This is a genomic window from Vibrio sp. CyArs1, assembly GCF_022432925.1.
GTDB lineage: Bacteria > Pseudomonadota > Gammaproteobacteria > Enterobacterales > Vibrionaceae > Vibrio > Vibrio mediterranei.
Genome location: NZ_JAKRBO010000001.1, coordinates 1,422,060 through 1,444,565 on the forward strand (window position 1 = coordinate 1,422,060; position 22,506 = coordinate 1,444,565).

Here is a 22,506-nt window from a genome sequence, read left to right on the forward strand (position 1 = left end):
GTTACAATCTGCAACCAAATTAACATATTGTTTCGTTCTCGCTAAACATTCCCCTCAGTTTTAAAACACAAAAAAGGGATGCACATAGGCACCCCTTCATAATCACCAATGAGAAACGGAGGTTATGACAAATCTTCACCGTTGGATTCAATCACTTTTTTGTACCAGAAGAACGACTTCTTACGAGAACGGTTCAACGTACCATTACCTTTGTTGTCACGGTCAACGTAGATAAAGCCATAGCGTTTACTCATTTCTCCAGTGGATGCGGCGACCAAATCAATGCATCCCCAAGGCGTATAGCCCATCAAAGGCACACCATCTTCAATGGCTTCTCCCATCGCTTTGATATGAGCGCGCAGATAGTCGATGCGATAGTCATCGTTAATCTCACCGTTCGCTTCCACCACATCTTTGGCTCCAAGGCCATTTTCTACTAAAAACAACGGCTTCTGGTAACGATCATAAAGGGTATTCATGGCGATACGCAAACCGAGAGGGTCAATAACCCAGCCCCAATCGCTGGCTTCAAGGTGTGGATTGCGAACCGACTTCACGACATTGGCTTCACTGGTGTTGCCTTTATTCATATCAGCGGAAGCGCAACGAGAGGCGTAGTAACTAAAAGAAATAAAGTCCACAGTGTGCTTTAGAATCTCCAAGTCGCCGTCATGAATCTCAAGTTCTACACCTTTATCGCAGAACGTTCTTTGAGCATAAGATGGGTAATAGCCTCTGGCTTGGACATCAATAAAGAATAGATTCTCTCGATCTTTATCAAGCGCCATTTTGACATCTTCAGGTTTGCAGGAGTACGGATAGAAGTTGCCACCCGCTAACATGCAACCCACTTGGTTATCAGGGTTAATCTCATGGGCGATTTTGGTCACTAGAGCACTTGCCACAAGCTCATGGTGCGCCGCTTGATATTTCACCTGCTCTTTGTTCTCACCTTCTTTAAATAGCAGGCCAGCACCAGAGAATGGACTTGCTAGCAAGATGTTGATTTCATTAAATGTGAGCCAGTACTTAACCAAACCATCAAATGCTTCAAAACAAGTGCGAGCATAACGCTCAAAAAAACCAATCATTTCACGACTGCGCCACGAACCATATGTGTTTACCAAGTGCATTGGCACGTCGAAATGGCATAAGGTAACAAGAGGTTCAATACCATGCTTCTGACATTCACGGAACAGATCTTGGTAGTAAGCAATCCCTTCTTGGTTAGGTTCTAGCTCATCGCCTTTAGGGAAAATTCTTGCCCAAGCAATAGAAGTCCGGAACACTTTGAAGCCCATTTCCGCTAATAGCGCGACGTCTTCTTTATAGCGATGATAGAAATCGATAGCTCCATGACTTGGATAAAACTCCGATTCATCGAGCGCTACTTGCTCACGTAGACCCAGCTTAATAGGCATACGATTGTCACCGTACGGAATCATATCGACCGTAGTTAGGCCTTTACCGCCCTCTAGGTGCCCACCCTCAGCTTGGTTAGCAGCGATAGCTCCGCCCCATAAAAAGTTCTCTGGAAATACCGACATTGTTACCCCTCAAATAGTACATCGTGAACCGATGAGCTAGCATTTTATCAACACTATGCCAGCCTCATTTCGGCTGTAATTAAGTTTTTTAACTGGATGTGCTCTTGTTCACAACATTAAAAGTTACCGGTATCATGTTACCAGTAACATCGATAATATGAAGTCCAGTTTGTGAATTAATTGAATTGTGCGGATTGGATCAAATTTTGATTCGTGAGGAGGGAACTTGGGGAAGTGCATTATTGTTATGGGAGTTTCTGGCTCAGGTAAGAGCACAGTAGGCAAAGGGATTGCCGATGTATTAGGCGCAAAGTTTATCGATGGCGATGATCTTCACCCGAGAAGCAATATCGACAAAATGGCCGCAGGCATACCGCTGAGTGATGATGACAGAGCGCCATGGTTGACGCGTATTAACGATGCCGCGTACAGCCTAGGATGCAAGAATGAGCATGGTGTTATTGTTTGCTCTGCACTTAAAAAAGGGTACCGCGACACATTAAGACTTGGCAACAATAACCTTATCTTTGTGTTCCTAGATGGAGAGTTTGAACTCATTCGACAACGTGTCGAACAACGAGGAGGGCATTTTATGAAAGGCTCCCTCCTGCGAAGTCAGTTTGAAGCTCTAGAACGCCCTGATTGTGAACTGGATGTCGTGACTGTACCTATCGACATGCCACTAGAACGTGTGATTCATACCGCCGTTCGTGATATCCGCAGCCAATTATCTAATGCCACGCTTGAGGTTGTATCATGACTCATACAACCTTACTGGCCGTTACGCAGCGTATCGAGCAGCGCAGTGAAAAATTAAGACAACAATATTTAGCGAATATTGCGAAGCAAAAACTGGCAGGCAAAGGGCGCTCGCAACTCTCGTGCGGCAACCTTGCACACGCCGTAGCTGCGGCGTGCGATGCGGACAAACAGTCCTTACTCAATAACACTAGCGCCAATTTGGCTATCATCTCGTCATACAACGACATGTTGAGCGCTCATAAGCCCTATGAGAGTTATCCGGAACTCATCCAACAAGCGTTAAGTCCGTTAGGCCATACCTCGCAAGTCGCGGGCTGTGTTCCCGCAATGTGCGACGGAGTCACACAAGGACAGCCGGGTATGGATATGTCGCTGTTTTCACGCGATCTTATCGCCCAAAGCACCGCCTTCTCACTCAGCCACAATATGTTTGATGGTAACTTACTGCTTGGTATTTGCGACAAGATAGCGCCCGGTCAATTAATGGGCGCGCTGGCGTATGGCCATCTTCCCACTGCGTTTATTCCCGCAGGTCCAATGGCAACAGGAATCTCTAATGAAGAGAAGGTCACTATTCGCCAAAAGCACGCCGCTGGAGAGCTTGGTAAAGATTCGCTGCTAGAGATGGAATGTCGTGCTTACCACAGCAGTGGTACCTGTACCTTCTTTGGCACCGCCAATACCAATCAATTAGTGTTTGAAGCCATGGGGTTAATGCTACCCGGCAGCGCGTTTGTACCACCAGATTCCCCGCTGCGAACAGCATTAACACAAGATGCCGCGAAGCGAATCGCCAGTAGCATTGCAGGTTCAGCAAACTATCGCCCATTGTGTGACGTAGTCTCAGCAAAAAACTTGATTAACGGTGTGGTAGCCCTACTCGCTTCTGGTGGTAGCACGAATCACAGCATTCATATGATTGCCGTCGCCCGAGCTGCAGGCTTGCTACTAACTTGGCAAGACATCAACGATCTTTCCGACATCGTGCCTCTGGTCGTCAATATTTACCCGAATGGCACCAGTGATATCAATGCATTTCATGCAGCGGGCGGTGTCCCTGCTCTATTAACCAGACTCAACCAGCAAGGGTTACTGCATCGCGATACCGTGACGGCATTTGGCCATTTTGAAGATCAGCTTTGCTACCCAGAGTTAGACACTCAATCTGATGATCAGGTCCTCACTTGGTTACGCTCTAATGGGACGAAAAACCCTGAGGTCATCGCTAATGACAAGCAGTATTACCAAAAAACGGGCGGGTTAAAGCAAGTATCAGGTAACTTAGGGCAAGCTATCGTTAAAGTGTCGGCGGTAAAACCAGAGCACCAGATTATCGAAGCACCAGCCAAAGTATTTAACGATCAGAGTCAAGTGGAAGCAGCCTATCAGCGAGGCGAACTCGAGTGCGACTGCGTGGTCGTCGTGCGTTTTAATGGCCCAGCAGCTAACGGCATGCCTGAGCTGCATAAATTGATGCCATTGCTTGGCAATATCCAAAATAAAGGTTTTAACGTCGCCTTGGTGACCGATGGTCGGCTGTCTGGCGCGTCAGGGAAAATCCCCGCAGCGATTCATGTATCGCCAGAAGCCCTGCGAGGTGGAAACATTGCACGTATACAAGATGGCGATAGGGTTCGATTAGATTGCCACCGTGGAGAACTCAAAGTGTTCGAAGGTATCGAGAGTCGCCCTCTAGAGGCTCATGATGCCGAAATCCATCAACAGACTTGGGGCAGAGATCTGTTTGCAACTTGTCGCCAGAACGTCTCAGCAGCAGACCGAGGAGCGAGTTTCCTCTTTGCCGACTAAACCATGTTGACCCCGCGAGCCTACCCCCGAGTTTTCATTAAGGCGAGATTTTGAGTTAGAGACTCTCTCCCTCAGTAATCGTAAAGCCCATATCAAAAACTTTTTGCTCGCTTGGGGCTCCTGATAGCGCCGATAGTAATAACTCGGCGCTCTTTTTTCCAATCTCAAATCGTGGTGTATCAATACTTGCCAAGGTTGGGCTAATCACTTTACCCATATCCAGAGCGTTAAAACCAACGACGCTAATATCCTCAGGAACTCGTTGTTGCTTAGCACGACACGCCATAATAGTACCAATCGCAATATCATCGTTGGTGCAGAATACGCCATCAAGCTCTGGTTGAATCAGCAGAGCTTTGTCGAGCAAAGTACTACCCAAAGCAAAACTAGAGTGCTCTTTGGTTAATACGTGTAGAGGTTCCAGCCCTGCCTCAGTGACCGCTTTATCATAGCCGTGCATACGTAGCTGAGTTCGGGTATCTAGGCGAGCACCAAAATAAGCGATATTGCGCTTACCTTTGGCTATCATTTGCGTCACCACTTCATAAGCCGCCTGCATATGGTCCAAACCGACCGCCATATCAATAGGATTAACCGGTAAATCCATGGCTTCTACCACAGGAATACCTGCGGTTTTTATCATTTGCAGCGTGCGCTCGGTATGATTGGTGTCCGTCAAAATTAGGCCATCTACTTGATAAGAAAGAAAAGATTCGATTTTCTTTTCTTCCACATCACGATCGTAGCTGTAGTGAGCGATCAAGGTATCGTAACCATTGAGGTTAGTCACATGCTCAACACCTTGCGCGAAACTAGAAAACACTTGGTTAGACAATGAAGGCAGTAGTATACCAATCGCTTTGCTCGACGACTTGGACAGCATCGCGGGTGTTCTATTATGGATATATCCAAGTTCTTCAACCACTTGAGCGATTTTATCGCGAGTCGCTTGGGCGACCGAATCTGGATTGCGCATATAGCGACTTACCGTCATTTTAGTGATACCCACTCTATCAGCAATATCTTGCAAAGTTGGGCGTGAACGTTTTGCTTCCATAGTCATTCAACGAATTCTCAAGTAGTAGTGAATGTTACTGTAACATTTTTGCTGTTAATGAACTAACGGTTATCCAAATCTCTAGGTAGGGACGGTTGAAGAATAACGATTTTTATATCAGATTCAAATAGATAGCTAGTAATATTAGGCAGGGCAAACAAAATTGGGAGAAAAGAACGGCGAGTATGTAAACTCGCCGATATTAGGGTTTAGCGGTACTCATCATCCAGATCGATATCTAGACATCGAGTCTCAGACAAGGTTTTATACCATTGGCCGGATTTTTTCACCCGACGGTTGCGATTGTCTTCCAGATCAATCTCTACCAAGCCATAGCGGTTCTTGAAAGCATTCATAGGTGAGACATTGTCCGTGAACGCCCAAAGCATGTAGCCTCTACAGTTTGCGCCGTCTTCGATCGCTCTTAGCAAATGGAACAAGTGCCTTGAGATAAAATCAATACGGTAGTCATCTTGAATCTGGCCTTGTTCATCTTTGAACTCAGCTTCATTTTCAATGCCCATACCGTTTTCACTCAAGATCCACTCGATATTGCCGTACTCATTTTTAATGCGCATCGCCATATCATAAACAATAGCCGGATCGATCTCCCAACCTCGTGAGAAGTTCATTTCTCTACCCGGTAAGTCAAAGCCGCTAAAGTACTTTTTCGGATGAAACGGCACGTGCTTTGGCCATTCCGCTTCCGGCGCTTTCACTCTGTGTGGGTAATAGAGGTTGGCTCCAATAAAGTCCACAGTATTATGTTTGATGATCGCAAGGTCTTCTTCCGTTGGTGCGAAGTCAATGCCATTGCCTCTCAATAACGTTAACAACTCCGCCGGATATTCTCCTTTGATAGCCGGGTCCAAAAACACACGATTGTAGAACAAATCGTAGATTTCAGCCGCTCGCTTGTCATGCACCGCACTAGAACGTGGATAGGTCACTTCAGGGTTTAGCACCACGCCGATTTTTCCGTCGTAGCCTTGGTCACGATAAGCTTTAACGATTTTTGCCGTCGCTAAGTTTTTGGCATGATTCCACACCATCCACTTATTGGTATCTTGTTCGTACGGGTAACGAATCGCATCAAGATACACTCGGGTTTGCACCACGATAGGTTCATTGAAACTAAACCAATACTTCACCTTATGAGCGTAACGCTTGAACACTTCCTCCGCGTAGTGAACAAACATATCAACCACTTTAGGCGAGCTCCAGCCACCGTAATGTTCGAGCAAATAAGCGGGCAACTCATAATGCTCCAAACAGAACATCGGCTCGATACCCTTGGCAAGCATGGTATCAATGACCTTATCAACGTAGCCTGCATACTCTTCATCTACAATCCCTTGCTCATAATCAAGCATAAAACGAGACCAGTTGATGGAGCTGCGGTAGTGGGTTAACCCCACCACCTGCATGAGGTCAATATCTTCAACATAACGGTTGTAGAAATCAGTCGCGACAGCTGGCCCATAGCCGTTATGCCAGACTTTTCGGTCATTCTTGTACCAAGCATCAATATAAGAATCTTGGCTATCTTTCTTACCACTCCAACCTTCGGTTTGCCATGCAGACGCTGCTGCACCAAGAATAAAACCTTCAGGAAACTTCATAGAGTATTGAGTCATTATGCGTCCTTAAGCTACCGCTTCTTTCGCTTCCGTTTTTTGCTCGCTTTCTAGATTATCGAGCTGCTCTTTGAACTGGTTCTCACACACTTTCACAAATGGTAGGTAGATGAGAATCGAGGTAACAATACAAGCGATCTGAGTCACCACTGCACCAAGTGAACCACCCGTCGCCAGCCATGAGCTCAGAATCGGTGGACAGGTCCAAGGAATCATCACCACAGCCTTACCTGCAAAACCAATCGCTGTTGCGTAGTAACCAATCATACCGGTAATTAGCGGTGTAATAATGAATGGAATCGCTAGAATCGGGTTTAGCATGATAGGCATACCAAACACCACTGGCTCGTTGATGTTGAATGCACCTGGACCGACAGAAAGCTTGGCAATCTCGCGCATATCTTTACGTTTCTTACATACTAAGAAGACTGCGACAAGTAGGCCAATCGTGACACCTGAACCACCGATACTCATGTAGATGTCCCAGAAAGGCATCGTAATGATGTTCGGAATTTCTTCCCCGTTTTCATAAGCTGTCATATTTGCGGCAATCGCACCAAGCAGCAGCGGCTCACGTAGTGGCTTGATCATTTGGTTTCCGTGAATACCCACTACCCAGAAAACCTGAGCTAGGAACATCAGTAGAAGCACACCAGGTAGACTTTGGATAGCCCCTTCAAGCGGACGTTGAATCGCTGCGTACGTTGCATCATAAAGCGTCATTCCCGAAATCTCGTAGAATGCGAAACCAAACGTAGCAATCGCAGTAACGGTGATGATCGATGGCAGCAATGCCGAGAATGAGTTCGCCACATTTGGCGGCACAGAATCAGGCATCTTGATTTGTAAAGCGTTAACTTTCAGAAGCTTGCTGTATACCTCAACCGATAGGATTGCGATAAACATACCCAAGAATAAGCCTTTAGTGTCGGTATATTGGCGAGCAATAACGTTGCTCACTTCAAACGCTTCACCCGCTACAACCACTTCATAGGTAGTCGGAATGACCGCCACGAAACAGATAACAGCAAGCAAACCTGAGTAAGCGTTAACTTGACCATTAAGCTTGCCAAGCTCAAGACCAATCATAAAGATGGCCCCGATGGTCAAGAAGTTCAGTGTCGCATAGTTTATTTGTCCCATGATTGGACGGTATTCAGCCAAAAAGGCAAATGTTTCAAAGGCAGCAAGACCTGACTGAGTACCCATAACCATGTTAGAAATCAGTACGCCAAACGCACCAACGATAATGACTGGCATCAGCATGACAAATGCTTGCTTGATAGCCATCACGTATTTCAAGCTGGTAAACCAGCCCGCCCAGTAATTGAGCTTTTCTGTAAACGCATTATTAAGCACGAGGTATCCCCTTCCATTCGTGTCGTTCATATTTGTTACGGGTAACATTACGGGTAACAAAACTAGAAAACAAAGAAAAATCCGGATAATTGTTAGCTTGAGCACGAAAAAAAGCCTAATTACTCATCAAATTTGAGCTAGATAACACTTTTGATAGATAACGTATTGCCGAACTGATAGTTACCCGTAACACTAGGAACAACAAAAAGCACAAATAAGTGTCAATAACAGGAGAAACAACGATGAAAATTCTATTGCTATGTTCGGCGGGAATGTCGACCTCTATCCTAGTAAGAAAAATGGAAGAAGCTGCTAAAAACCAATCTATTGACGCTGAAATATTGGCTGTGCCAATTGCTGAATTCGAAACTAAGCTAGCCGACTGGGATGTGTTCTTACTTGGTCCACAAGTGAAATTCCGCCAACAAGAATTTGCAGCCTTGGCGGCAGAGCAAGGCAAGAAAGTCCTAGCGATCAATCCTATGGATTACGGTGCAATGCGCGGTGAGAAAGTTCTGGCAACAGCCATTGAAGCACTCAGTGAAACAGCTTAAATAGGGGTATCAAATATGGATCTTGAGATCACCATCATGGGCTTAATCTGCAATGCAGGAGAAGCGAGAAGTCTATCCATGGAATCTATTAAAAGTGCCCGTAACGGACAGTTTGAACAAGCACAAAGCTACCTAGATCAAGCAGATGAAGCAATTCGTCAAGCTCATGTAGTTCAAACGGAATTAATAGGCGCCGATGAAGGTGAAGGTAAAATCCCGGTCACACTAGTGATGGTTCATGCTCAAGACCATTTGATGACCACCATACAAGCAATAGAAAGTGCTCGCGAAACAGTGCATCTGTATCAACGTCTCAACAAACTCGAACAGAGCGTTTTTAACAACGTCAGTATGGCTTAAAATAAGAAAAACGATGCAAATCCGTCAGGTTTGCATCGTTTCATCGCAAATTATGTCTTCGATATTTCATCAAAGTAGTGCCAAATCATCTTAGCCACAGGCCCCAACGCTTTATTTTTAGCACACGCCATATAAATAGGCACTTCAAGCTTATCAATGCAGTTGAGTTCTATTAAATTATCGAGCCCTTCAGCTTGCACTTCATCACTTGATAATCGTCCCCAGCCAAGTCCGCTTCGAATAATAGATTTTTTAGTCTGGTGATCAGAGACGTACCAGTGAACAGCATCCGCTAAAATGCCTGAATCAGGGCTAGTCTTATACGACGACTTAACTACAACTTGAGGTATGCCCAGCAAGTCTTGGACGGTCATATCAGCCTGAAGAGTGAGTGAAGATTGATTGGAAATATAAGCGGGCAAACGGATCTGATCGATATGTCGATACCTAACTCGTTGAGTGTCTTGTGTGAGACCCGCATAAATACCAATGTCCACTAACCCATCCAGTAACATACGTTCACCAGATGCCGTTTCGATATTAAGGTGCAATATTGTCTCTGGAAAATGCAGCTTAAGCTGCGTCAAGAGTCCCGTCACCTTTTCTATTGGGAAAATCGCGCCGACGCTAAGTCGTAATTCTGGCTCAATTTCCCCCGTCATTTGCTTGGCAAACACATCGAACTCGTCCGCTGCATTCAATAACTGTTGAATTTTTGGCATGAGCAGTTGCCCATCACGAGTCAGTTCTGGTCTATAGGTATCGCGGTTAAAAATGGAGACTTGATAATACTCTTCCACTTGTTTCACCGAATAGGAAACCGCAGAACGAGCTTTAAAGAGTTTCTCACTTGCTTTGCGAAAACTCCCTTCTTGATGAATCACGTAGATAACGTGTAAATGTTCGAGGGCAATCATGGTCTAATTTTATGACCAAGTTGATATAAAAGCTATGCTTTTTTAGTCCATAAAACTCCTCTAAAGTCTGTAAGTCGAACAGGGACACAGGAGATTCATCATGCCATCAACATTTCTAAGAACACCAGATTCAGCGTTCGACAACCTAGCAGACTATCCATTCTCGGCTAATTACATAGAGATAGATGGTTATCGCATGCATTACGTTGATGAAGGGACACAGAACTCAAACACTGTTTTCCTTCTTCATGGACAACCTTCGTGGAGCTACCTATATCGTCATATGATTCCGATTTTGGTCGATGCGGGCTACCGAGTAATAGCACCCGACCTTATCGGGTTTGGGAAATCGGATAAACCCGTCAGTACCGATACTCATACCTATGCCAACCATGTCAAATGGATGACGATGTTCGTTAATAAACTCAACCTCCACCACTCAGCCGCATTTATGCAAGATTGGGGAGGTATGATTGGGCTTAGAGCTTTGGCAAATCAACCCAAATGGTTAGATCGCTTAATTGTTTCTAACACCGCACTCGCCGAGATGAAAGGTTTAGAGAAGTTGCTGGTTCCTAGTGTACTAAAGCTAATGGCTGCCTCAGCTGGTCAAACCGACTTGAGCCAACTCACAAACAAAATCAACTACGGAAATTGGGCCGGCTACTTTCGAACCGCTAGTCATTTGGATATAGGAGAAGTCATCCAGGCGCTAACCACAAAACCATTAACTAAGAGCGAAATTCACGCCTATAACGCGCCATTTCCCGACGAGCGATACTACGCTGGCCCTAGAAAAATGCCGGAAATCGTGGCTTCAGACCTCAATCAAGTCAATGAAGACTGGCAGAAGCTCAAACAGTGGCAAAAGCCTGTTTTGACTCTATTTAGCGACAAAGACCCTTTCTTGGCAGGACGCGGCTACGACAAAAAGTTCCAAGCAAATTTTGCAGGTGCCGCACATCAGCCTCACCGCACAATTACTGATGCTTCGCACTTTCTCTAAGAAGACCAACATCTTGAAATTACGAGCCAAGTTATTGATTGGCTTGACCACACTCATTTCAATCTAGCAGGACAATCAGCATGAAAAAAATACTCGCCATAGGGGCAAATGGGATCATTGGACAAGCAGTAATAGAACTTTTAGACGATACGTATACCGTCATCCCTGTAGGGTACTCGAAAGGTGAACGTCGAGTAGACATTGAAGATAACGACTCCATCAAAGCCATGTACGAAAGCGTCGGTGCTGTTGACGCTATCATCAGCATGGCTGGAAATGGAATGATGGCTAACTTCGATGACGCATCTGACCAAGCGTATCAGGTAGCGCTCAATAATAAAGTGATGGGACAAGTGAACGTCGCGCGACTAGGAATAAACTACCTAACTCCGGGAGGCTCGATAACGCTAACCTCTGGGCAGGCAAGCAACGCTCCAACCCAAAGAACAGCAGCCATTGCGATGGGTGTGGCCGCCATTAATGCGTTTGTCACAACCGCATCTCTTGAGCTCAAAAGAAATCACCGCATCAATGCGGTAAGCCCTTCATTCGTCAAAGAAACGATGGAACGAATGGGAATGGACAGTACTAATGGAATTTCAGCAGCGGATGTTGCTTTGTGCTATCAAAGCGCTTTAGAGGGGGTCGCAAACGGAAAGATTTTTGATGCCGTTACTACTTAATTAACCTGTTGTATATTTGGGTTACCAATCAGCTGATGTGCTTATGAGTATTGCTGGTATGTCAATTCCCCTTCTCTAATATCTGCTCACTGTTATTCATTATGGTGAGCAGGCCTATGCAGACACAAATACTAACACTTATCTCGCTAACCTTTGCCCATTTTGTGACCAGTATCCGGTATACTGCCCGCGAACCAGAAAGTCATCGCTTACACGTAAAGGTTATTCATTGGTTAAACGTTGGTATCGTCTATTTCTAGCGCTTATGATTGCAGTTTGCACACATACTGTAAGCGCGGACGAGTATCTCACGCCCAATACTTCCAATCTCGCTAATACTGTTATCACCGTCGATCTTTCGACGACGCCATCTGATGATTTTAATGCCCCAGCAGATGATAGTGGGTCGATTCTTAATGATTACATGGGTCCACTGTTTCTTTCTTCATCCAGACGTGTCATTAGTGATAGTTGGGATGCCGACCAAAAAGCAGCGCCTGATTACCACCTATTAATTGCCTTCTTAGCACCTCCATTACTGGCGATCGCCACAAGAAGCACCTCACTTATTCCACCGCAACGTCATTGGACGAGTCGCACACAAAGCGCTCCCTCAAGAGTGGCAGGCTGGAAAGAAGCCAACACTTTGTACGCTCACAGACAGCCTCACTCAAACTAACTCTCAAGATCAAGTTCAGGACTACCTGAACGCTTCAACACGCGCAGCACATTAAGAGTAGCGACTTGCTGATGACTGAAATAAATGTCTTCACAGACTGATTTGGTTACGGCTTTCATCTCTTTCATGATGACCATGCGCTCATTTTGATCCGTTTTAGAGAGTTTCATTGTGAAAAAACCATCACGTCAACCAATCAACCGCTACGCCAAGTGGAAGTACGTGGTACTTATATTCAGCTTGCTCGTCATGCTGTTAAGTGCTCTACCTTCTTTGTATGGTGAAAATGCCGCCCTTCATATCAACCATCGAGGGCAAATTTCTGATGCGAGTCAAATCGCTCAATACCTTGAACATGCCAACATCACCCCCACTAGCATTGAACAAGATGGTGATAAAACCATCGTGATTCTAAAAAGCCCCAAACAACAAGCTGCAGCGCAAACACTGCTAAAACAGCACTTAGATGAATCCACAACCGTCGCACTAGCGATGGAGCCAGCAGCTCCTCAATGGTTACTAAAATCAGGTTTTTCGCCTATCGCTCTGGGCCTTGATTTGAGAGGCGGCGTCCAATTTTTATTGGAAGTCGATATGGAGCCCGTCTATCAAGCACACCGACAAATGGTTATCGATGAGTTCTCTTCGGAGTTTCGGACTAGCCGAGGTCGAATCACGGGCGATAGCGTTCAGCTCAATTTGTTTGGTGGAACTTCTAGCGCAGAAGCACGAGCCTTTTTACGTCAGCAGTTTCCTAACTGGCACACGTCAATCCAAGACAACACGATTCGCCTCTTATTGACAGATGAAGAGAAAAGCACTCTGCGCAACCTGACGGTTCAGCAAAACTTGCAGATCATGCGAGAGCGTATTGCCGAGCTTGGCATTACCGAAGCCTCGGTACAACGACAAGGTGAGAATCGCATTCGCATAGAATTACCCGGAGTTCAGGATCCTGCAGCGGCTAAAGACGTTATCGGTGCAACAGCTTCGTTAGCCTTTCATGCAGTCACAGATGGTCGAGGAAACCGCACCCAAGTTCTACCAGACAATGACGGAACCCCAGTTAATTTGGAGCGCCGCGCCATTCTTGGCGGAGAGCATATTATCGATGCGCGCGCGGGTGTCGGTGATATGGGAACCGCTGAAGTTAACATTTCGCTCGATACATCGGGTGGCCGAAAAATGTCTCAGTTTACCCGAAGCAATATTGGTAACCCGATGGCGACGGTCTACAGCGAGTACAGCCGCAATGCTGTGGGCGATAGCGAACAGCTCAGTAAGGTGATCAGTGTTGCCATCATTCAGTCACAGTTGGGTAGCCGTTTTCGTATTACCGGTGTTGGCACCATGCAAGACGCACAAGAGCTAGCACTTTTACTAAGGGCTGGTTCACTCACAGCCCCAGTTACCATTATTGAGGAACGAACCATCGGTCCTTCACTGGGTGCTGAAAACGTCAAAAATGGCTTTGCTGCATTAGCGCTAGGATTAGGCCTAACACTAACTTTCATTGCACTTTGGTATCGACGCTTAGGCTGGGTCGCAAATGTTGCCTTGCTCGCCAACATGATGAGCTTATTTGGGTTAATTGCGCTGCTTCCCGGAGCTGTACTTACCTTACCTGGTATTGCAGGTATGGTGCTTACCGTCGGTATGGCAGTGGATGCCAATGTACTCATTTTTGAACGCATCAAAGATAAAATGCGCGAAGGGCGAACGCTAGCTCAGAGCATTGAAAAAGGGTTTAGCAGTGCCTTTCGTTCTATTTTCGACGCCAACCTCACCACCATGATTGTCGCCATTGCACTGTATGCCATTGGTAATGGTCCCGTTCAGGGCTTTGCCATCACACTAGGGCTTGGTCTATTAACCAGTATGTTTACCGGCGTGTTCTTATCGCGCGCCATCATCAATCTTGTTTGGGGGCGTGATCAGCGCCGAGAAGTGAGGATTTAGATATGACTCTTTCACAACATTCTCTTAGCCGAGTTCGCTTTAGCATGTCGGCAATTTCTGCGCTGCTTTTTGCTTTAGCCGTCGCTTTTATCAGTTTTAAAGGTTTTAACTGGGGGTTGGATTTTACTGGCGGTCTCGTGGCTGAAGTACGCTTAGACGCATCGATTGTCGCAACGGAGCTCAAAGCGTCACTTGATAACGCCTTGATGCAAGATGTCCAAGTGGTGAGCTCGACAGAGCCCGGCCGTTGGATCTTACGCTATAACCAACTCGATGATGTGGTGTTGTCCTTAACTCCAGCATTAGAGTCCATCAGCACATCCGTAGAGATCCTAAACAGCAGCATGGTAGGCCCTCAAGTCGGCCAAGATATGGTTGAGCAAGGTGGCGTGGCAATACTAGCTTGTTTTGTGTTGACCATGCTTTATCTAAGCTACCGCTTTGAATGGCGGCTCGCTCTAGGCGCATTAGTGGCACTGGTTCACGACATTGTTATCGTACTCGGTCTGTTTGCCGTCACCCAGATGGAGTTCAATCTCACCATACTCGCCGCTGTACTTGCAGTGCTTGGTTACTCTTTGAATGACTCCATTATTATCGCTGATAGAGCCCGCGAGCTATTCAAAGCAAAGCCAAACGAGTTAGCGGATACACTTATCAATAACTCGGTACGTGCCACTTTCTCGAGAACTCTTATTACCTCAGGCACCACATTGGTAACCGTTTCTAGTTTGTGGTTGCTAGGAGGACCTGCGTTAGAAGGCTTCGCGATTGCATTGTGTGTGGGTATTGCCTGTGGTACATGGTCGTCAATTTCACTTGGTGTCACGTTACCTCAAATGATGGGTGTCCGACCTGAACACTACAGAATGGCAACACCGAAGCCAGAGGAGGCAATGCCATGACACAGTTCTTGAAGCAGGAATTCGTACTACTACTTGGCATCATTACCGTTGTATTGTTTAAATTTGCTGGTGACACTATCTTGCAGGCTCAAATGAGCTCAACCATCGGTATGGTACTTACCATGGCTCTGTTCGCAGTGGTCATGGCTTCAATATTTGCCGTGGTTCGCCATTCTGATGCTTTAGCCATCAAGTTAGGTGACCCTTATGGAACATTAATTCTGACCCTCTCAGTCATCCTCTTGGAAGTAGTGATGATTTCTTCTGTCATGTTGACGGGAGAAGCCAACTCCGTTTTGGCAAGAGATACTATGTTTGCAGTTGTGATGGCCGTCCTCAATGGTTTAGTCGGTATCACATTACTCATCGGCGGGCTGAAATACCACACACAGAAGTACAACCTTGATGGTCTGAAGTCTTATCTCGTCGCCATCATTCCTTTATCGTTGCTGTGTTTGGTGTTACCTAATTTCACCAGCGTCACGGAATCAGGAGCAATGTCTAAGGCGCTCACCATCACGCTAGTCTTGGCTTCAGTGGTGTTATACAGCGTATTTCTGTTTATTCAGACTCGCAGCCACACCCATTTTTTCATGGATGAGGACCACCAGGATAACCACGATTTTCATGGCCCTCTAGAGAGTAACTTTTACCACTCTCTGTTACTTATAGGTTATTTAATCGTGGTGATTCTGCTAGCTAAGAGCCTGGCTATCCCTATCGAAGGCACCGTCAGCTTACTTGGTGCACCACCAGCACTGGGTGGTCTGATCGTCGCTATCTTGATTCTTGCGCCTGAAGCAGTCGGGGCTGTAAAAGCCGCTTTAAACAATCAACTGCAGCGCGCGATGAACTTGTTCTTTGGCTCCGTACTTGCAACTATCGCACTCACCGTACCGGCTGTCCTTCTAATATCTGAGGTCATAAAACAACCTGTTCAACTGGGCTTGGCACCCGCTGAAATGGTCTTGCTCGCGACCACACTTATGATGACCGCCGTCAGCTTTAGTAGTGGCAGAACCAACTCCTTAAACGGGATGGCCCACCTCATTTTGTTCTTTGCTTACATCATCTTGATGTTTGAGTGATGTACTTAGCTGACCAATAAGGATTTTTATCATGCAAGAAATATTCGTTGCTATTTGGCACCATGATTTCGACACTCTGGCTCAAGTAAGCTCACTCAATAGCTTTCTCTTGTTGCTTGCGTTTATTTTATTACTTGAATCCAGCTTCGTTTTCTTACCACTGCCGGGAGACAGTTTAGTACTGTTTGTCGGCGGATTAGTTGGAGTAGGAATTTTGGAGTTTTATCCCGCAGCTGGAGCACTCTGTTTAGCCGCGTCATTGGGAAGTATTAATGCCTATATTCAAGGACGAGTTTTAAACCAAACTCGGCTTGTGCCTTTTTTGCACCGCGTGTTACCGAATGATTCACTCCCTAAGGCCAAACACTTACTGAGCCGCTATGGATTCTTATCTTTATTCATCTCCAGATTTGTCCCATTTGTGAGAGTCTTGACACCGATGCTTATGGGATTATCGAAGCTGAATTTCATGCGAACTCTATTTATCAGCATGAGCAGTTCTGTTATTTGGTGCTTGATCCTTATGCTCTCTGGTAAATGGTTGATGATTCATCCAAGACTTAATGACTACCAAGAACTACTTTCTAAATCGTTGGTGATAGTCAGTTTATGCCTAATGGCGGGAGCGATTGTTGGTTTGTTGTACCGCTACTTACGCTCTAGCAAAAACAATATCGCCACTTAAGAATAGCGCCATGATGCCGCCGCTATTGGCTTAGATAGCAGCGGCGGATTTCTAGTATCAAGGCAGGGGCACTATAGTGACCACTTGAGTTGCTTCCACCCTTGCTTTTCACCTAATGCTTTTAGTGCTGGACATGGATTGACCAAATAAGCGTAATCAGCAAACTCGCACAAAGGTCGATCGTTAATGGAGTCGGTATAAAAATGAATCTCGGTATAGCTGTTATCTTGCGCAGATAACCATTGCGCGAGTTTTGCCACTTTGCCCTCTCGATAGGTCGCAATGCCTTTTATCTTGGAGGTGAAACTGTTCTGCTTGAGTTCTAAATCAATACCCATCGCTACATCAATCCCAAGACGCTTAGCTATCGCTTCAACTAAAAAGCTAACTGAGGCCGAAATAATAATAGTTTGGATATCGTCACGCTTTAGATCTGCAAGCAAAGTCTGCGCTTGTGGAAAGAGGCGGGACAGGATTTTTTCATCGATGCACTGTTCTACCCATTGCTGTACTCTCTCAGTAGGAACGTGGGTCAACGGTGCAATAGAAAACTCGAGGTAATCTTCCATATCCATCTTCCCTTCCGCATACAACGCCATTAGCCGTTTATCTTGGTCAAGGAAATCAGGTTGCATGGCAATGCCTTGCTCTACCAAAAACTCATTCCACAGCACGGCGCAGTCAGCATCAAACAAGGTTTCATCCATGTCGAATACGTATAGAGGTTTAGACATTTTCGGCTCTCACAGGTTGAATTTCGTTAAGGTTAAATAGCAGTTCTAATTGGCTGCCTGTTGCGAGTAATCGCTCCGAAGAACGGTTAAGAAGATCCACCGTCAACTCACAGTCATCAATGTCGACTTGATAGCGAATAACATTACCAAGTAACTGATGGTTTTTAATCACGCCCGTTCGCGGCGCAGAGATATGGCTAGCGTACTCGCGTCCTTGTTCTTTGACATAAATCGACTCCGGACGAATTGCGACTTTCGAGTTCACGTCCATATCAAATAATGATTTTGCTTTATCTGCTGCCACCAAATTGTAATGCCCCATAAAGCCTGCCACGAACTCATTTACCGGATGGGTATAGATGGCTTCGGGTGCACCTTGCTGAACAATCTCGCCCTTATTCATCAAGAAAATCCGGTCTGACATAATCATCGCTTCCTCTTGATCATGAGTGACAAAGATAGTGGTCAGATTAAGCTCTTTTTGAATAGAACGAATTTGTTGCCTAAGGCTCTTACGAATTTTAGCGTCCAGCGCAGACAGAGGTTCATCCAACAAGAGAATTCTTGGTTTGACGACCAGCGCACGAGCCAATGCCACGCGCTGTCTTTGACCGCCTGAAAGCTGATGTGGATAGTGGTTTTCTTTACCCTGCAGTTCCACCAGCTCGACGACGTTTGCAACTTCACGCTGTATTTCGGCTTTACCCAAACTTTGCATCTTAAGTCCAAAAGCGATATTGCCCGCCACCGTCATATTCGGAAACAGGGCATAGGACTGAAACACCATGCCGATACCACGTTGCTGAGGCGCGGCATAGGTAATATCTACTCCATCGACAATGATCTGTCCACCTTCGACTGGATTCAGACCTGCTAGACTGCGTAGCAATGTCGACTTACCACAACCGCTGGGGCCAAGTAAGGTAATGAACTCACCTTTCTGGATGGTAAATTCGATGTCTTCAAACACCGTGTTGCTGCCAAATCGTTTGGTAAGATGATTGACGGATACGTAACTCATGATTTGCCCTTCTGTTGATTACTGCTAAAACGGCTGGCAAGCCATGTCAGTAGGAAGATAAAGAAAAAGTAAGTCATCACTAACGCCGAGGTGAAGTGACCACTGGTTTGACGCATGTTGTAAAGATAGATTTGTAGTGTTTCGTAGCGAGTTCCCACCAAAATATTGGCGAACACAAACTCACCGAGTAAAAACGAGAACGATAGAAATAACGACGCCAGCAATCCTTTCTTCAAATTCGGAACGATGATCAAGAGAAATGCTTTTGTGGTGCTCGCTCCTAGCAGGTGCGCCGCGTCCATCAAATCGTTGAGGTTAATGGCCTCAAAGCTGTTCGAGATTGCTCGATACATAAAAGGCAGCGCGATGGTGAAATAGGTTCCGATAAGGATCCATGGAGTCCCAACCAAAGGAATGGCGCTATCGGCGTAGATTTGAAGCAAACCTACCGATGACACCACAGGAGGTACCGCAAATGGCAGCAAAATCAGTACATTCATTAGCTTGTCGAGCTTTGGAAAGTAGTAAAACACCACAAAGATCGCTGGAAGGATTAATACCACGCTAAGTGCAAGTGCCGCAAAGCATACCAGTAATGAACGCCCAAAGGCGGCGAGAAAGCGAGAATCCGTCAGTAGTTGAACATACCAATTTAAGGTAAATCCATCTGGTAATATGGTCGCCCCCCAACTTGACGACAACGAGTAAACCAAAGTAGCGACGATTGGAATCAGCATGATACCAACAATTCCGTAGACAACGGTTTTGTGATAGTAAATGCTCACATTGCTATTTCGATGCATGATAACTCCTCGACAATAGCCACTGATTGATGATGGTGATAAAGGCTAGAATGGCCATGAGAATCACCGAGATTGCTGCAGCAAGGTTCGGTTCTAAGAACAAATCTCCAGACACCAAACTCGCAATTCGTACCGTAATCACGTTGTAGTTACCGGTTGTTAGTGCGTAGACGCTCGCATACGCGCCCATGGCATTGGCGATGAGAATAATGAAGGTGCCAAGTAGAGCTGGTGATAACACCGGAAGTGCTATTTGAGTCCAATATTGATGCGTTTTGGCACCGAGCAACGCAGATGCCGACTGCCAATCATCTTGCAGCGCATCAAAAGCAGGATAGAGCAACAACACGCCAAGCGGGATCTGGAAATAGATATAAATAACCAGTAATCCCCACTTGCCATACAAGTTGAAACCTTCAATCAACCCATACTGCTTCAGCAGTAGCGTGACTGCACCGTTAACCCCTAAAATAATAATGAACGCAAATGCCAACGGCACACCGGCGAAGTTGCTGCTCATATTGGTAAAAGCAATCACACCATCACGAAGCTTGCTGTCCACTCGGCGCAGTGATGACACCAACAATGCTGCGATAGCCAACCCAATGACACTCGACCAAATCGATAGCCAAATACTGTTGCTAAAGGCCTGCATCATAAAACTCGAATCGAAGACCTCTGAATAGTTCTCAAACGAAAACACGCCATCATATTGAAAACTATTGAAGAAGACCCAAACCATAGGAGCAAGCTGAAACAGGTAGAAAAACAGCACAAATGGTGCAAGCCAAAGTACAGGCTTGAACTTATTCCACAGTGATTGTTTTTTGCTTATTCGCTGCTCATCTGGACAAGCAGGTGTTAGTGCTGCGCCACTCATAATGCAATCAATTCCGGTGAGTAAGGCTTGCGATGTTCCAGCCCAAGCAACTGACAACAGACGCCACAAAGCTCCGTTTGCTTCACATCTGTTGCGGCATGGGTAAATTGCTCACCAATAACAAACAACGGCACTTCGCGCTCTTCAGGCAAAATACCACCATGCGACAAGTCATTATTCATACCGTGGTCACTGGTGATCATCACTTGATAGCCCGCTTCCACCCACGTCGTAAGGTAGTTAGATAGGAAAATATCGGCGGCTCTCGCACTGTTTCGATACTGCCTAGAGTCGAGACCATGCTTATGCCCAGTATTGTCGATATTCATAGGATGTATCAGCAAAAAGTCGGGGTGATATTTCTGCCTCAAGGATTCGGCATCAAGGAACAGGGCTTCATCAGGATAATGATCCCAATGATAGAAACGACCATATTGAATGTTCAAGGATTCATCGTCAGTGAATCTATCGCGCACTGCATCATAAGGCGCACGGTTGTATAGTTCACTAACCCAATGATAAGCCGCGGCCGCAGTCACTTTACCCTGAGATTTCGCCAAGCTGAATACCGATTCTTGATTCGACAAGCGAACGATTTCATTGTTTACGATGCCACTTATGACAGGAGGAACTCCGGTCAAAATGCACTCATAAAGTGGTCTGGACATAGAAGGGAGTTCGCATTGAATGGGATACAACGTCGCTTTTTGTTGCTCGATTAAGCCATTCAAGTAGCCCATGCAATCACGGGCTACTTGATAATTGAGACCATCGAGGACAACAAGGATAACCTTATTGCTCATACTTACCTCTGTATAAAAGTCTCAAATTACTGTTGGTGAATCAGTACGTTTTCTTGCCACTGGCGAGGCAGGCGACGCGCTGACTTTTCCCAAGCTTTAAAGTCTGTGACAGGATGAACGTTACCGTATTGGTCGTTAGCAATCAGTTTAGCTTGTACCGATTCAGGCAACTTAACGTTGGAACGAATTGGACGCGCATAACCTTCAGCTAGGTTGATCTGCCCTCGGTCACTAAAGATGTGTTCACGAGCTAATTTTGCAGCGTTAGGGTTTTTCGCATACTTGTTGATAATCGTGGTGTAACCGGAGATCACCGAGCCATCTTGCGGGATATTGACGCTAAAGCGTGAGCGGTCAATTTGGTCACGATAATTAAGCGCATTGAAATCCCAAAGGATTGCCACTTCTACTTCACCTTTCTCAAGGTTGGCAATACTAGGGTCAGTGAATGATAGACGCCCTTGCTTGGCAAGCTTAGAGAAAAACTCAATCGCTGGGCCAAGGTTAGACTCATCGCCACCGTTAGCGAAAGCTGCCGCCAAAACGGCATTATTAGCCTGCGCTGCCACACCCACATCGCCGACCGTCACTTTGTAGTCGCCCTCAAGAAGGTCTTGCCACGTTTTTGGGGCATCTTTGACCAAGTTGTTGTTTGAGATAAACGCGATAGTCCCTGTATACGCCAGTGCCCAGTGGCCGTCTTTATCTTTGGCCCAATCAGGAATCTCGTCCCATGTGGTAGGCTTATACGGTTGCGTTACGCCCTTTTGAACCGCCACTCGAGCGAATGCAAAGCCGACATCACCAATATCTGCTGTCGCATTTTTCTTTTCAGCTTCAAACTTAGCAATTTCCTGTGCCGAGCTCATATCCGTATCTTGGTGCTTAAGTCCATAATCAGACTTAAGGTCATTCCAAGTATCTTTCCAGTTTGCCCAACTATCAGGCATACCCACACTGTAAACCGCACCTTCCTGCTTCGCCGCTTCTGTAAGAGCAGTGACGCTATCGTTAGCAAAAGCAGTGGAAGAAATCGCAGTGGCAATAAGTGTCACAGCACTGAGTTTTGCGGTGATACTTGCACGGTTAAGCAAAGTTTTCATTGTCTCTATCCCTCTGGACTAGGTCAGTAAGTTCACTTTTTATGCTATTTGGGGAATGTGACAATTTATGTGCCTGTATTTGACGTTTTTATTGAGGTTAGATGGCAGTTATACGTCAAATTTATTAAAGCCAGTGACTGATAAGTCAGTTTCTG

The 22,506-nt window shown here is 45.9% G+C and carries 23 protein-coding genes; 11 read left to right on the forward strand and 12 right to left on the reverse strand.

Annotated features, from left to right (window positions below; translation table 11 throughout):
• Nucleotides 1–122: 122 nt before the first annotated feature.
• Nucleotides 123–1,547, reverse strand: a complete 1,425-nt coding sequence (locus MMA19_RS06600; RefSeq protein ID WP_240205816.1) for a 6-phospho-beta-glucosidase — start codon at nt 1,545–1,547, stop codon at nt 123–125.
• Between the two features lie 247 nt (nt 1,548–1,794).
• Here MMA19_RS06600 and MMA19_RS06605 point away from each other — a divergent pair, with 247 nt between their 5' ends.
• Nucleotides 1,795–2,307: a gluconokinase gene (locus MMA19_RS06605; protein ID WP_240205851.1), complete on the forward strand. Its 513-nt coding sequence runs from the start codon at nt 1,795–1,797 to the stop codon at nt 2,305–2,307.
• On the forward strand, nt 2,304–4,118 hold the full coding sequence (edd, locus tag MMA19_RS06610) for a phosphogluconate dehydratase (protein WP_240205817.1): 1,815 nt from the start codon (nt 2,304–2,306) through the stop codon (nt 4,116–4,118). The genes MMA19_RS06605 and edd overlap by 4 nt, the downstream gene beginning before the upstream one ends.
• Nucleotides 4,119–4,173: 55 nt before the next feature.
• Here the strand turns inward: edd and MMA19_RS06615 are convergent, their stop codons facing one another.
• From MMA19_RS06615 to MMA19_RS06625, 3 genes are all read right to left on the reverse strand, one after another.
• Nucleotides 4,174–5,181: a substrate-binding domain-containing protein gene (locus MMA19_RS06615; protein ID WP_006069682.1), complete on the reverse strand. Its 1,008-nt coding sequence runs from the start codon at nt 5,179–5,181 to the stop codon at nt 4,174–4,176.
• 203 nt (nt 5,182–5,384) lie between these two features.
• Entirely contained in the window at nt 5,385–6,812 is a 1,428-nt protein-coding gene (locus tag MMA19_RS06620; protein WP_006069683.1) for a glycoside hydrolase family 1 protein, read from the reverse strand.
• A 9-nt stretch (nt 6,813–6,821) separates the two neighbouring features.
• Nucleotides 6,822–8,171 carry a PTS transporter subunit EIIC gene (locus MMA19_RS06625; protein WP_038227650.1) on the reverse strand — a complete coding sequence of 450 codons (1,350 nt, stop codon included), beginning with the start codon at nt 8,169–8,171 and terminating at the stop codon, nt 6,822–6,824.
• A gap of 242 nt (nt 8,172–8,413) precedes the next feature.
• On the opposite strand from MMA19_RS06625, the gene MMA19_RS06630 reads away from it, so the two are divergent.
• On the forward strand, nt 8,414–8,725 hold the full coding sequence (locus MMA19_RS06630) for a PTS sugar transporter subunit IIB (protein WP_006069685.1): 312 nt from the start codon (nt 8,414–8,416) through the stop codon (nt 8,723–8,725).
• 15 nt (nt 8,726–8,740) lie between these two features.
• Complete coding sequence (locus MMA19_RS06635; protein WP_006069686.1) at nt 8,741–9,085, forward strand: PTS lactose/cellobiose transporter subunit IIA; 345 nt, start codon at nt 8,741–8,743, stop codon at nt 9,083–9,085.
• Nucleotides 9,086–9,135: 50 nt separating this feature from the next.
• Here MMA19_RS06635 and MMA19_RS06640 read toward each other — a convergent pair whose 3' ends face one another.
• Nucleotides 9,136–10,002: a LysR family transcriptional regulator gene (locus MMA19_RS06640; protein ID WP_171389326.1), complete on the reverse strand. Its 867-nt coding sequence runs from the start codon at nt 10,000–10,002 to the stop codon at nt 9,136–9,138.
• Nucleotides 10,003–10,102: 100 nt separating this feature from the next.
• Between MMA19_RS06640 and MMA19_RS06645 the strand changes: the two genes are divergently transcribed.
• The 3 genes from MMA19_RS06645 (at nt 10,103) to MMA19_RS06655 (ending at nt 12,370) form a co-directional block, all read left to right on the forward strand.
• On the forward strand, nt 10,103–11,008 hold the full coding sequence (locus tag MMA19_RS06645) for a haloalkane dehalogenase (RefSeq protein WP_240205818.1): 906 nt from the start codon (nt 10,103–10,105) through the stop codon (nt 11,006–11,008).
• An 80-nt stretch (nt 11,009–11,088) separates the two neighbouring features.
• Nucleotides 11,089–11,691 carry a short chain dehydrogenase gene (locus MMA19_RS06650; RefSeq protein WP_240205819.1) on the forward strand — a complete coding sequence of 201 codons (603 nt, stop codon included), beginning with the start codon at nt 11,089–11,091 and terminating at the stop codon, nt 11,689–11,691.
• Between the two features lie 229 nt (nt 11,692–11,920).
• Nucleotides 11,921–12,370 carry a hypothetical protein gene (locus MMA19_RS06655; protein WP_050798577.1) on the forward strand — a complete coding sequence of 150 codons (450 nt, stop codon included), beginning with the start codon at nt 11,921–11,923 and terminating at the stop codon, nt 12,368–12,370.
• On the opposite strand, the gene MMA19_RS06660 is transcribed toward MMA19_RS06655, so the two are convergent.
• Nucleotides 12,367–12,540, reverse strand: a complete 174-nt coding sequence (locus tag MMA19_RS06660; RefSeq protein WP_006069688.1) for a hypothetical protein — start codon at nt 12,538–12,540, stop codon at nt 12,367–12,369. The genes MMA19_RS06655 and MMA19_RS06660 overlap by 4 nt on opposite strands.
• Between MMA19_RS06660 and secD the strand changes: the two genes are divergently transcribed.
• The 4 genes from secD to MMA19_RS06680 are packed head-to-tail and all read left to right on the forward strand — an operon-like array spanning nt 12,539 to nt 17,007.
• Nucleotides 12,539–14,329 (forward strand): protein translocase subunit SecD, encoded by a 1,791-nt coding sequence (gene secD, locus MMA19_RS06665; RefSeq protein WP_240205852.1) that lies wholly within the window; start codon nt 12,539–12,541, stop codon nt 14,327–14,329. The two genes, MMA19_RS06660 and secD, sit on opposite strands and share 2 nt — an antisense overlap.
• A gap of 2 nt (nt 14,330–14,331) precedes the next feature.
• Nucleotides 14,332–15,234 carry a protein translocase subunit SecF gene (gene secF / locus MMA19_RS06670; protein WP_240205820.1) on the forward strand — a complete coding sequence of 301 codons (903 nt, stop codon included), beginning with the start codon at nt 14,332–14,334 and terminating at the stop codon, nt 15,232–15,234.
• Nucleotides 15,231–16,322: a calcium:proton antiporter gene (locus MMA19_RS06675; RefSeq protein ID WP_240205821.1), complete on the forward strand. Its 1,092-nt coding sequence runs from the start codon at nt 15,231–15,233 to the stop codon at nt 16,320–16,322. Before secF ends, MMA19_RS06675 begins: the two co-directional genes overlap by 4 nt.
• Nucleotides 16,323–16,353: 31 nt before the next feature.
• Entirely contained in the window at nt 16,354–17,007 is a 654-nt protein-coding gene (locus MMA19_RS06680; RefSeq protein ID WP_006069692.1) for a DedA family protein, read from the forward strand.
• Nucleotides 17,008–17,078: 71 nt separating this feature from the next.
• Here the strand turns inward: MMA19_RS06680 and MMA19_RS06685 are convergent, their stop codons facing one another.
• Genes MMA19_RS06685 through MMA19_RS06710 form a run of 6 tightly spaced genes read right to left on the reverse strand, consistent with a single transcriptional unit; the run spans nt 17,079 to nt 22,351 of the window.
• Nucleotides 17,079–17,741, reverse strand: coding sequence for an HAD family hydrolase (locus MMA19_RS06685; RefSeq protein ID WP_031494703.1), 663 nt, complete (start codon nt 17,739–17,741; stop codon nt 17,079–17,081).
• Nucleotides 17,734–18,762: an ABC transporter ATP-binding protein gene (locus MMA19_RS06690; protein WP_239914370.1), complete on the reverse strand. Its 1,029-nt coding sequence runs from the start codon at nt 18,760–18,762 to the stop codon at nt 17,734–17,736. Before MMA19_RS06690 ends, MMA19_RS06685 begins: the two co-directional genes overlap by 8 nt.
• Complete coding sequence (locus MMA19_RS06695; protein WP_006069695.1) at nt 18,759–19,565, reverse strand: ABC transporter permease; 807 nt, start codon at nt 19,563–19,565, stop codon at nt 18,759–18,761. The genes MMA19_RS06690 and MMA19_RS06695 overlap by 4 nt, the downstream gene beginning before the upstream one ends.
• The gene (locus MMA19_RS06700) at nt 19,552–20,445 is read right to left on the reverse strand and encodes an ABC transporter permease subunit (RefSeq protein WP_240205822.1); all 894 of its coding nucleotides are present in this window, start codon (nt 20,443–20,445) and stop codon (nt 19,552–19,554) included. The genes MMA19_RS06695 and MMA19_RS06700 overlap by 14 nt, the downstream gene beginning before the upstream one ends.
• Nucleotides 20,442–21,248 (reverse strand): alkaline phosphatase family protein, encoded by an 807-nt coding sequence (locus tag MMA19_RS06705; protein ID WP_096443740.1) that lies wholly within the window; start codon nt 21,246–21,248, stop codon nt 20,442–20,444. The genes MMA19_RS06700 and MMA19_RS06705 overlap by 4 nt, the downstream gene beginning before the upstream one ends.
• Before the next feature lie 26 nt (nt 21,249–21,274).
• Nucleotides 21,275–22,351: an ABC transporter substrate-binding protein gene (locus MMA19_RS06710; protein WP_006069698.1), complete on the reverse strand. Its 1,077-nt coding sequence runs from the start codon at nt 22,349–22,351 to the stop codon at nt 21,275–21,277.
• Between the last annotated feature and the right edge of the window lie 155 nt (nt 22,352–22,506).